This is a genomic window from Streptomyces sp. NPDC002870 (genome assembly GCF_042888505.1).
Taxonomy (GTDB): Bacteria; Actinomycetota; Actinomycetes; order Streptomycetales; family Streptomycetaceae; genus Streptomyces.
On the sequence record NZ_JBIAPW010000012.1, the window covers coordinates 208143 to 219087 of the forward strand.

The 10945-nt window shown below is 68.8% G+C and carries 11 protein-coding genes and 1 pseudogene; 8 read left to right on the forward strand and 4 right to left on the reverse strand.

Annotated elements, in window-relative coordinates:
* Positions 1 to 29: 29 nt before the first annotated feature.
* The gene (locus tag ACFYWY_RS17930; RefSeq protein WP_215094963.1) at positions 30 to 605 is read left to right on the forward strand and encodes a TerD family protein; all 576 of its coding nucleotides are present in this window, start codon (positions 30 to 32) and stop codon (positions 603 to 605) included.
* A 154-nt stretch (positions 606 to 759) separates the two neighbouring features.
* Here the strand turns inward: ACFYWY_RS17930 and ACFYWY_RS17935 are convergent, their stop codons facing one another.
* Positions 760 to 2181 (reverse strand): M1 family metallopeptidase, encoded by a 1422-nt coding sequence (locus tag ACFYWY_RS17935; protein WP_389186895.1) that lies wholly within the window; start codon positions 2179 to 2181, stop codon positions 760 to 762.
* 143 nt (positions 2182 to 2324) lie between these two features.
* On the opposite strand from ACFYWY_RS17935, the gene ACFYWY_RS17940 reads away from it, so the two are divergent.
* Together ACFYWY_RS17940 and ACFYWY_RS17945 are read left to right on the forward strand one after the other, a co-directional pair.
* Entirely contained in the window at positions 2325 to 2822 is a 498-nt protein-coding gene (locus ACFYWY_RS17940) for a hypothetical protein (RefSeq protein WP_389186898.1), read from the forward strand.
* Positions 2823 to 2962: 140 nt separating this feature from the next.
* Positions 2963 to 3961: a zinc-binding dehydrogenase gene (locus ACFYWY_RS17945; RefSeq protein ID WP_389186901.1), complete on the forward strand. Its 999-nt coding sequence runs from the start codon at positions 2963 to 2965 to the stop codon at positions 3959 to 3961.
* On the opposite strand, the gene ACFYWY_RS17950 is transcribed toward ACFYWY_RS17945, so the two are convergent.
* Entirely contained in the window at positions 3958 to 4431 is a 474-nt protein-coding gene (locus tag ACFYWY_RS17950; RefSeq protein WP_389186967.1) for a GNAT family N-acetyltransferase, read from the reverse strand. The two genes, ACFYWY_RS17945 and ACFYWY_RS17950, sit on opposite strands and share 4 nt — an antisense overlap.
* Before the next feature lie 239 nt (positions 4432 to 4670).
* Between ACFYWY_RS17950 and ACFYWY_RS17955 the strand changes: the two genes are divergently transcribed.
* A complete protein-coding gene (locus ACFYWY_RS17955) occupies positions 4671 to 6068 on the forward strand; it encodes an NAD(P)/FAD-dependent oxidoreductase (protein ID WP_389186904.1) in 1398 nt (465 codons plus the stop codon).
* Positions 6069 to 6317: 249 nt separating this feature from the next.
* On the opposite strand, the gene ACFYWY_RS17960 is transcribed toward ACFYWY_RS17955, so the two are convergent.
* Positions 6318 to 6560, reverse strand: a complete 243-nt coding sequence (locus ACFYWY_RS17960; RefSeq protein ID WP_389186907.1) for a hypothetical protein — start codon at positions 6558 to 6560, stop codon at positions 6318 to 6320.
* Between the two features lie 130 nt (positions 6561 to 6690).
* Between ACFYWY_RS17960 and ACFYWY_RS17965 the strand changes: the two genes are divergently transcribed.
* Complete coding sequence (locus ACFYWY_RS17965) at positions 6691 to 7533, forward strand: nuclease-related domain-containing protein (protein WP_389186910.1); 843 nt, start codon at positions 6691 to 6693, stop codon at positions 7531 to 7533.
* 438 nt (positions 7534 to 7971) lie between these two features.
* Positions 7972 to 8454: a hypothetical protein gene (locus ACFYWY_RS17970; RefSeq protein ID WP_389186913.1), complete on the forward strand. Its 483-nt coding sequence runs from the start codon at positions 7972 to 7974 to the stop codon at positions 8452 to 8454.
* Between the two features lie 499 nt (positions 8455 to 8953).
* Here the strand turns inward: ACFYWY_RS17970 and ACFYWY_RS17975 are convergent, their stop codons facing one another.
* Complete coding sequence (locus ACFYWY_RS17975; RefSeq protein WP_389186915.1) at positions 8954 to 9454, reverse strand: DUF6083 domain-containing protein; 501 nt, start codon at positions 9452 to 9454, stop codon at positions 8954 to 8956.
* 367 nt (positions 9455 to 9821) lie between these two features.
* Between ACFYWY_RS17975 and ACFYWY_RS17980 the strand changes: the two are divergent.
* Positions 9822 to 10360: pseudogene (locus ACFYWY_RS17980) on the forward strand (SDR family oxidoreductase); the annotation flags it as partial.
* 29 nt (positions 10361 to 10389) lie between these two features.
* The gene (locus tag ACFYWY_RS17985; protein ID WP_389186918.1) at positions 10390 to 10836 is read left to right on the forward strand and encodes a cupin domain-containing protein; all 447 of its coding nucleotides are present in this window, start codon (positions 10390 to 10392) and stop codon (positions 10834 to 10836) included.
* The last annotated feature ends 109 nt before the right edge of the window (positions 10837 to 10945 follow it).

The following is a 10945-nucleotide window of genomic DNA, read 5'->3' on the forward strand; positions in this document are numbered from 1 at the left end:
ACACTCTCCACCACGAAGGGGACTTCCCAATGGCAGTAAGCCTGTCCAAGGGCGGCAACGTCTCGCTCACCAAGGAAGCACCGGGCCTGACCGCCGTCACGGTCGGCCTTGGCTGGGACGTCCGCACCACCACCGGCACCGACTTCGACCTCGACGCCTCCGCGATCGGTGTCAACCCCGGTGGCAAGGTCGCCTCCGACGCCCACTTCGTCTTCTTCAACAACAAGGCGACGCCCGACCAGACCATCGTCCACACCGGTGACAACCGCACCGGCGAGGGCGGCGGCGACGACGAGCAGATCAACGTCAACCTGGCGGGTCTGCCGGCCGACGTCGACAAGATCGTCTTCCCGGTCTCGATCTACGACGCCGTCAACCGCAGCCAGAACTTCGGCCAGGTGCGCAACGCCTACATCCGCATCGTCAACCAGGCCGGCGGCGCCGAGCTCGCGCGCTACGACCTGAGCGAGGACGCTGCGACCGAGACCGCGATGGTCTTCGGCGAGCTCTACCGCAACGGCGCCGAGTGGAAGTTCCGCGCGGTCGGCCAGGGTTACGCCTCGGGTCTCGAGGGCATCGCCCGCGACTTCGGCGTCAACCTCTGACGTTCGCCGCAGTGTTCAGGGAGCCCCCGGCCGCGCGGCCGGGGGCTCCCCGCGCTCCCGGCCCTCCCCGCGTTCCCTGAGCTCCCCGGCCCTTCCGGCGTTCCCTGAGCTCCCGGCCCTTCCCGCGTTCCCGGCCATCCCCACGCGCTCTCCGCTACGGCTGCGCCGGCTTGTCCGGGCCGTACAGCCAGGTGTCCCATACCTCCTTGCCCAGGTCCTTGCCGGACATCTTCTCCACGTACGCGGTGAAGTCGGCGGTCGAGGCGTTGCCGTGCCGGTTCGCCTTCGCCCAGCCCTCCACGATGTCGTAAAACGTGTCGTCGCCGACGGCCTGGCGGATCTTGTGGATGACCATCGCGCCCCGCCCGTACACCGGGCGATCGGACACCTCGGCCGCGGACGGCGGATCGGCAGGCGGGAAAGCCCAGTTCTCCTCGTCGGCGAAGGCCTCCTCGAAGCTCTCCTGGGCCGGGGTGTCCTCGAAGTCCTCCGCCCAGATCCACTCCGCGTACGTGGCGAGACCCTCGTTGAGCCACATGTCCTTCCAGGACTCCGGCGTCACGGAGTTGCCGTACCACTGGTGCGCGATCTCATGGACGAGCGTCTCGACGTCGAATTGTTCCACCGGGAAGACGGGCCTGGTCTGGGTCTCCAGGGCGTAGTCCACCTCGTCCGTCGGGACGACGATCGCGCCGATGGAGGAGAAGGGGTACCGGCCGAAGTTGCCCGTCGCCCACTCCGTGATCTCGGGGATGCGGGCGAGCAGCTCCGCGCTCTCGCCGGCCACGGCCGGGTCGACGGCGGTGAGGACGCGCAGTCCCGAGGAGGTGCGGGACTCCTTCACGTCGTACTCGCCGATGGCGAGCGTGACGAGGTAGCTGGCCATCGGGTCCTTCGACTTCCAGGCGAAGGTGGTTCGGCCGCCGGTCGTGCGCTGGCTCATCAACTCCCCGTTGGAGATGGCCTTCAGCCGCTTTGGGACGGTGACCTTGATGTCGTACGAGGCCTTGTCGCTCGGGTGGTTGTTGCTCGGGAACCAGGCCATCGACCCGGTGGGCTGCCCGACGGCGAGCGTGCCATCCGCGGTCTCCAGCCACCCTTCCTCGTCGCCGGCCTTCCCGTCGCTGCCCTTGTTGATGACCTTCTGCGGCTCACCGGAGTAGCGGACGACGGCACGGAAGGTCTTGCCCTTGTCGATGTCGCGGTGCGGGCGCAGCGTCAGCTCGTCGCCCGCCTGGTTGGCGGCGGCCTTCTTGCCGTCGACGGTTGCGCTGTCGACGGTCAGCTTGTGGAGGTCGAGATTGAAGGAGCTCAGGTCCTGGGTGGCGCGGGCGGTGATCTCGGCGGTGCCTTTGAGGCGGCCGGTCTCCGGCTCGTAGTCGAGGGTCAGGGCGTAGCGCTGGACGTCGTAGCCGCCGTTGCCGAGACCGCGGAAGAGCGGGTCGCGTACGCCTGGTGCGCCCGGCTTGCCGTGCACGGCCGCGCCGCTGTCGGTGCATCCCGCGAGGAGGAGCAGGGCGACGGCGGGCGTCAGATTGCGCAGCGTCAGATTGCGTAAGTGCGTTCGCTGATCCACACAGTTGATCCTATGGGGGCGGGTATCGGAGGCGCGGGTCAGCACCCGGCCGCCTCCGCGGAGTACGGGACCAGCGGTTGCTGGCGTAGCCCGGTGGGGCGGGCGGGGCCGGGGTGGGGCCGCCCCCATGACACCATCACCCCGTGCTCGACATCGGCTACTCCCTCTCACGTCGCTTCCCCGACCCCCCGCAGACCGACTACCGCCGCGCGGACGTCCAGGCCCTGCGGCACGACCTGTTCTGCGGGGACGTCTATCTCGCCGACACCAAGGAGGACCGCGAGGTCTCCACAGCCTGGGGATGGGTGCCGGTGCTCGACTTCGCCTGGGCGTTGTGCGACATCGTCGAGCGGCTCGACCGCGACCCGCTCGGCAGCCGCGCCTCGAAACCCCAGCACGCCGAGCTGGACTTCACCGAGTCCGCCGACCGGATGCTCTTCGAGCGGCGCTTCGGCTGGGTCGATGTGGAGGCCGACTGGATGCCGGGCGACGAGCCGCCCCTCACCTTCAGCCACGCCGAGCTGCGCCGCGAGGCCCGCGACTTCCTGCACGATCTGATCGCGGATCTGTCCGACATGCACGAGGGGCTCGCCGACAACCCCGTCGTCTGGGACCTCCAGGCCCGTTTCCCGCGCCTGTAGGCCTTGTTGCTCCTGTGGCCCTCGTAGCCCGTGCAGCCCTGGCGGACGACAAAGACCCTTGACCTCAAGCGGACTTGAGGTTGAAGGGTGTTCCCCGTAGCCATCGTGTCTGCTCACGAGTCAGCTCAGAGGAGCCCGCCATGCACGCCATCCGCCTCCATGCCTTCGGCCCCGCAGAGAACCTTCAGTACGAGCGGACCGAAGACCCCGTCCCCGGCCCCGGCCAGGTGCGGATCGCCGTCGCCGCGGCCGGCGTCCATCTCCTCGACACCGCCCTGCGCGAGGGCATGACCGGCCCCTACCCCGCCCCCGTCGCGCTGCCCACCATCCCCGGCCGCGAGGTCGCGGGCGTGGTCGAGTCGCTCGGTGACGGCACCGACCCGGGCCGGCTCGGCAAGCGGGTCGTCGTCCACCTCGGCATGGCTCCCGGAGGCTACGCGGAGCTCGCCGTCGCCGACGCCGCCAGGCTGCACGAGATCCCGGACAACCTCGACGCGGCCGAGGCCGTCGCGATGATCGGGACGGGGCGTACGACGATGGGCATCCTGCAGTTCACCGACCTCGGCCCCGACGACATCGTGATCGTCCCGGCCGCGGCCGGCGGCATCGGCACGCTCCTCGTGCAGTACGCGAAGAACGCCGGCGCCCTTGCCATCGGCCTCGCGGGCGGCCCCGCCAAGGTCTCCCGGGTCTTCGAGAACGGCGCCGACCTGGCCGTCGACTACAACGAGGCCCACTGGGCCGACCATGTCCGGGACTACCTCGGCGAGCGGCGCGCGACCGTCGTGTTCGACTCGGTGGGCGGGGCGACCGCCCGCGCCGCCGTCGACCTCCTCGGCAAGGGCGGCGAGCACATCGTCTTCGGCTGGTCCGGCGAGGGCCTGCACGACGGTGCGCCGCTGACCTTCACGGACGAGGAGCTGGCGGAGCGCGGCATCACCTCACAGGGCGTGCTCGGCCCCGTGATGATCCGGAAGGCCGGCGGCGACATACGCGCCCTGGAAGAGCGGTCCCTCGCCGAGGCCGCGTCGGGCCGGCTGCGCCCCGCCGTACAGCGCTTCCCGCTCGCGGAGGCGGCCGCGGCCCACCGCGCGCTGGAGACCCGCGGCACGATGGGCAAGGTCGTCCTCGTGCCCTAGCGCGAGCCCAGCGACTTCAGCGCCCCGTCGGTCAGCCGGTACACGGTCCACTCGTCCTGCGGCTCCGCACCGAGTGCGCGGTAGAAGTCGATCGACGGGGTGTTCCAGTTCAGTACGGACCACTCCAGGCGCTCGTAACCGCGCTCCACACAGATCCGCGCCAGCTCGGCCAGCAGCGCCTTGCCGTATCCGCCGCCGCGCAGCCCCGGCCGTACGTACAGATCCTCCAGATAGATGCCGTGCACCCCGCGCCACGTCGAGAAGTTGAGGAACCAGAGCGAGAAGCCCGCGATCTCCCCGTCCGCCGTCTCCGCGATATGCGCGAAGGCGGCGGGCCGCTCGCCGAACAGCGCCTCGCGCAGCTGCTCCTCGCTGGCCCTGGCTTCTTCCAGGGCCTTCTCGTACTCGGCGAGTTCGCGGATCATGCGGTGGATCTCGGGGACATCGGCGGAGGTGGCGCGACGAATCATGCGGTTCATGCGGTCAGCCTGCCTGCCGCCCCGCGTGCCGTGCGAGCAGTGTCCGGCCGATGGACACCTGTCGCTCCTGGAGACGGGTCTGGCCGTCCTACGCGCTCCACAGGGCGTTCTGCAGTACGCGCCCGCGCGTCCAGGCCCGGACGCGCGGCTCGGCCGGTCCCGGTGTTCTCGATGCCGACTGCCGGGGCCGTCGGTCGTCGGCTCGCGGCACTGCCGGTACCCTCCCGCCCATGAGCAGGAACACCGTCAACGGCGGCATATCGTTCTGGTACGCGCAGGAGGGCACCCCCGTCCCCCGGGAGCCCCTCCCCGGCGACGCCACCGCGGACGTCTGCATCGTCGGCGGCGGATACACCGGTCTGTGGACGGCCTACTACCTCAAGAAGGCCGTGCCCTTCTTGAACATCACGGTCCTTGAGGGCAGGTTCTGCGGCTACGGCGCCTCCGGCCGCAACGGCGGCTGGCTCTACAACGGCATCGCCGGCCGCGACCGCTACGCCAGGCTCCACGGCCACGACGCCGCCGTGCGCCTTCAGCAGGCCATGAACGACACCGTCGACGAGGTGGTACGCGTCGCCGCGGAAGAGGGCATCGACGCCGACATCCACCAGGGCGGTGTACTCGAAGTCGCCTGCACCCCCGCTCAGCTGACCCGCCTCAAAGCCTTCCACGCCGTCGAGATCGCCTTCGGCGAGAAGGACCGCGTACTGCTCGGCGCCCGCGAGACCGCCGAACGCGTGCGCGTCACCGGAGCCGTCGCCTCCACCTGGACCCCGTACGGCGCCCGACTGCACCCCGTGAAGCTCGTCAAGGGCCTCGCGGCGGCCGTCGAAGCACTGGGCGTCACCATCCACGAGTCGACGCCCGTCACGGAGATCAGGCCCAAGCACGCCATCACGCCGTACGGCACGGTCCGCGCCCCGTACATCCTGCGCTGCACCGAGGGCTTCACCGCGAACCTCAAGGGCCAAAGGCGCGACTGGCTCCCCATGAACTCCTCCATGATCGCGACGGAACCCCTCCCGCGGTCCGTCTGGGACACCATCGGCTGGGACGGCCGCGAAGCCCTCGGCGACATGGCCCACGCATACATGTACGCGCAGCGCACCGCGGACGACCGCATCGCCCTGGGCGGCCGGGGCGTCCCGTACCGCTTCGGCTCGAAGACCGACAACGACGGCCGCACCCAGCCCGCCACCATCGAGGCCCTCCGCGAGATCCTGGTCCGCTTCTTCCCGACCACCGCGGGCGTCCGCATCGACCACGCCTGGTCGGGCGTCCTCGGCGTCCCCCGCGACTGGTGCGCCACCGTCACCCTTGACCGCTCCACGGGCCTGGGCTGGGCGGGCGGCTACGTCGGCTCCGGCGTGGCCACCGCCAACCTCGCGGCCCGCACCCTGCGCGACCTGATCCAGCAGGACTCGGGCCAGGCGGGCGGCACCGAACTCACCTCGCTGCCCTGGGTGAACCACAAGGTCCGCAAATGGGAACCGGAGCCGCTGCGCTGGCTTGGCGTGCATGGCATGTACGCGGCCTACCGCACGGCGGACCGCCGCGAGTCGGGGGCGCGCACGGCGGAGACCGATCGCATCGCCCGGGTGGCGGACAGGATCGCGGGCCGACACTAGGGAGCTGCCCGAGCGGCGTTCCCGGAACGTGCGGCACAAGGCCCCCGGCGATCCGCGCCCGGGGCCCGTGCACCACCGACTGCGGGCCACCAGCTCGCTTGAGCGGTGGGCCGCTCCCGCACCAGGTGTGCCCCCGCGCACATATGAATGTAAACGTATGAGCGAAAGCCCCGGAGCGAGGTTCGCACCGGGACCTTCCGTGAGCCGAGCCACCTGTCGGATTCGAACCGACAAACGTTGATCAACTTGTCACGGATTCTCCGTGAAACGGACGGACCAGGCGTAGCCGCTCAAGCAGTCGTGCGGGACCCGCCGGACTTCTCTGACCTGGCAGCCGTCGTGGGCATACTTGCGGGCGAACCGGTCGAGACGCTGCGCGTCAGTGAGATCCTCCATGGACAGCGGTGCTCCGACGACGAGGTCCTCGTGGACTGTGTCCGGCGCGGCACTGTCCGAGCAGGCCGAGCAATGGTGCGTTTTGGGTAGGGCCATACGATCAGTGTCCTCCTAACCTGGATGCCCCGACGTCCACGGCGCACATGGCCGCGCTATATGCGCACTTGTGTGCCCCCCGCTGCGCTGCTGCCATGGCGACTACGCCGCTACGACCGCAGGGGGTTCGGTGGACGAGCTACAGGTCACTTCGTGGAAGCGCTTCGGGCACGACCGTCTCTACGTGAACTTGCCGGACGGCAGCGCGGTCGCCTGGGCCGATCGCAGGACCGGGGAGATCACACTCGTGCATCCCAGCTATGGCGATGCCGTGATGGACGCGCTCGCAAGGCGTGAACCCGCGATGGCGCAAGACGAGTCCACGGCTCCCAGTCGGCCGTGCTTACCCCCGTTGACGCCGGAGAATGATCTGTCTTCCAACCGGCCCGGCGCCGCGCTGCGTGCTCTGCTCGACCAGTCGGGCCCCGGTCCGCTGGAGCGGGTTCTCGCCCGGATGCTTCGTCGTCGAACCGAATGGGATTCGTGGCGTACGGGGCTGGCCGGCGAGCGACGTGTGGGAGCCGAGCTGAACCGGTTGTCCCGGCAGGGGTGGCACGTCCTGCACTCGGTTCCGCTGCCTCGCGACGTGGACATTGATCACCTGTTGATCGGACCCGGCGGAGTGTTCAGCATCAACACCAAGCATCACCGTGACAAGACGGTGTGGGTCGGGGACGACATGGTGAGGATCAACCACGGCACGCCGCAACCGCATGCTCTCAAGAGCCGGGCCGAAGCCGAGCGCGTGCGCACGATGCTGGAGGCCCACTGCGGCTTCGAGGTGCCGGTCCAGTCCATGCTCGTCTTCGTCGGCGTCACCAAGCTGGATGTGGTCGCCACACAGCTTGAGGTCCGTGTCTACCAGGAGCGGCAGGTGGCGGCTCTGGGGCCGCTGTCGGGCGTACTGGATGCCCAACAAGTGGAGCGGGTGTACAGCGTTGCCCGCGATCGACGGGCTTGGCTGGATGCCTGACCCAAGGTAACCGCGGTCGACTCGTCGGAGGTGCGCTCGAAGCATGGACGTCGATACGCAGGTGGTGCACGACGGCGCGAGGCCATCGGTCACATGGACGGGCTGCTCAAGCGCCGCCCGACGCTGTGAGTGATCAGAGCCGTGCCGTTTCGCCGGATCCGACCGGACCGCACCGCGACGTACGTCTGAGCGCTCAGCCGTCGGTCCCCAGCGGTCGGTGCGTCACTGATCTGTACGACCTGGAGGCCATGAGGTCCAAAGGGGTTTTCTGGGCTGTTGACCTGCGGCTCTCGCGGTGTGGGGCCTCGATGGCCGGGCGATACGGACTGTAGTCACGGTTGCACACGGAGTCAGGGTGGGTTCTTTGGATCTCGAGCGTGCCCCACCCGGGGCGGCTCGTCTCATCTCGCATCCGAGTGCATTGAGGAGAAGCACGAGATGATATCTGTCAAGATCCGCGGCTCCATCATGGCCGTCACCGCGGCGGTTGCCGCCGCCACCGTGTTCATGGCCCCCACAGTCTCGGCCGACACGAAGACCACCCCGTCCAGCGCGGTTGTCACGGAGGGCGGCGACGACAAAAAGAGGAACTGCGTGCCGTTTCTCACCCAGCTGGACACCCGGCTGCAGTCGGCGGTCGATGCGCTCGACAGCACGGAGCCGGACCTCGACGCCGCACGCACCGCTCTCACGCAGGCCGACCAGACGCTGACGCAGCTGGAGGACAGCAAGTGCCTGTGCGCGGCGGAAGTCGACCTGCTGAGGGACCTGCTGGCCGCCGTGGTCGCCCTCCTCAACGCCACCCCGGTGGACGTGCCGGCGACGCGGGAAGCCCTGGATCACCTGGTCCTGTCGGTCGACGTGCTGCAGGCCGCGGCTACGTGCGACAACGGAAAGTGCGGCGGGAAGTCCGACGCCTGAGCACGCTGTAAGGCTGACGGACGGCTCCTGTGACTCGTCAGCCGTACGAGGAGCAGCGCCCTTCGGCCGGCGTCATGGCGGCCAAGGGGCGCTGCAGGCGTACGCACCCGCCTGCGGATCGCATCAGGCAGGGGCACCGTACGCGTGGCCATTCCATGTCTCGGAGGCGACGCACCGTCAGCTCTGCTGTACGACACGACAGAGCCCCTGACGGAGCTCTCCGAGACACGGCAGGATGACTCGCCGTCTGGTTTCTGCTGTTGATGGTGCTGGGGACGGCCGGGGCATTGGCACTGGTCCGGTATTTTGCCTCTGGGATGGCCGAGACCGCAGCTACGTGGCTAATGGGCCTGCCCCTCGCCTACCTGGCGTGGAAGGCCTTCTACCACGACCGGGCCGAAGCAGCCGCCCTGGACTTGGGGGACGGTCGCCGATCAACTGGCGCAGGCGGTGCAGAAGCGGCCGAGTCCTGGCGGGCATGTGGCACGTGTGTGGCGCACTACAGGTCAGAGACTGGCTCCTGCTCGACTTCGTCCATGGCGTCCGGGCTGAGGCACACGGCCCGATGGGCGGGGCGTACCAGGTCGCTGGGAAGTGGTTCGATACCGCGGACCCGCACGGCCACAAAACCAGTAGGGACGCTGGAGTGGCGAGCCACGACGGCCATAAGACGCCAGCGGTAGCGAGCAGGTACGTCCTTTGCCGGGTAGTCCCTGGTGGCGAGATGAATCCACCGGTCATAGTTGGTCAGGCAGGGGCTGACCTCAGCCTTGCAGTGAGGGCAGCGAGGTGGCTCGTACGGAGCCACGTCATCCGGATCGGGTTCGGGCCTGGGCGTGTCTGTGGCGCCCTCGTGGATGGCTATCTCATCGGCGTGCGCCTTCCAACAGCGTTCGCAAAGCAGGGCCATGAGACTGATGCGGCCGCGCTCGCTTACCGTCGGCCCGTCGTCACCGCAGCGTTGACATACGAACCCGTCGTTGGCCCCAGTCGCCCCCATGTGTTCGAGATTGAGCAGGGACGTTCAGGGTCGAAAGGGCGCGTTCGGGTCGCATCGGCGCGCGGCCGTTGTGGGGCCCGAGCCGGGCGGCGCTGCGCTCTCAGCTTGGGAAGCTGCGGTGATCCAGGGCTTGTTCTGCGGCTGACAAGGGCGCTTGGCCGGTGCGCGGGCCCGGCGGGGACCATTGCTGTGACCGTGGTTCCCCGCTGTTCCCCGCTCGATCTTCGCCTATATGCACCCATTGTCAGCATTGCCGTCAGCACGCAGCGCCAGCAAGATGCCCAGGAGCGCACGGTCCGCGTGCGCCGCGCACTGCACAGTCGCAATCTGGACGTATGACCTATCGGTTCGCGACGAAAGGTGCCCCATGAGTATCGCAGTCATCGGCGGTACCGGCCTGATCGGGTCGCAGGTCGTGAAGAAGCTGAACGCGGCCGGGCACGAGGCCGTGCCACAGGTGTCGACGTGATCACGGGCCAGGGCCTGGCGGAGGCGGTGGCCGGCGCCGACGTGGTCGTCAACCTGACGAATTCCCCGACCTTCGACGACGCGTCCCCGGCGTTCTTCCAGACCTCGATGGACAACCTCCTGGTCGCCAGCCACAAAGGCGGGGTGGGGCACGCCGTCATTCTCTCGATCGTCGGCGCGGACCAGGTGCCCGACCTCGTCTACTACCGGGCCAAGGTCCTGCAGGAAGACATCCTCAAGGCCGGGCCGGTCCCCTACTCGATCGTCCACGCCACCCAGTTCATGGAGTTCATCGACGCCGGCATGTCCTGGACCACCGAGGGCGACACCGTCCGCCTGCCCACCACCCCGCTCCAGCCGATCGCCGCCCAGGACATCTCCGACACCGTCGCCGAAGTCGCCGCCGGTCCCCCCTTGAAAGCGACTGGCTCTCCTGAACCACCCAGCCCATCACCGGAGGCCTCACAATGTCGAACAATGAGCCGGCAGCAGACAGCGCTGAGAGCCAACCGCGCTCAGAAGCATGGAAGACGGCGCTAACTTTGCTGCAGTCGGTGAAACCGCCGTCCATTCCGGGTGGGGCAGAGGCGATGACGGTCCTCATCGAGTTCCCTCCCGGCGACCCCGGTACCCCTCCGCACCGGCACTCGGGACCCGCCTTCGGCTACATGCTGGAGGGGGAGATGCTCTTCGAGCTGGAAGGCGAGCCCGAGCGTGTGGTCAAGGCCGGGGAGACGTTCTGGGAGCCGGGCGGCGATGTCATCCACTACCAGGACGGCAACAACCGGACGGACTCCTGGAGCCGCTTCCTCGTCACCATGATGTGTGCGCCGGGTCAGCCCATGCTCACCCTGGTCGACGAGGAAGAGCTGGCACAGCGTCAACACCTGCGAGCTCCCCGTCCGGGCACCTAGTACTCCAGTTGCGTTTCTCCATTTGTCCTGGTCAGCGTGCCTGTTTCGAGTCTAGTGGGCTGACGCTGCATCAGGGCGGTGGTGGTTCGTGACCCACCCGATCGGGGTG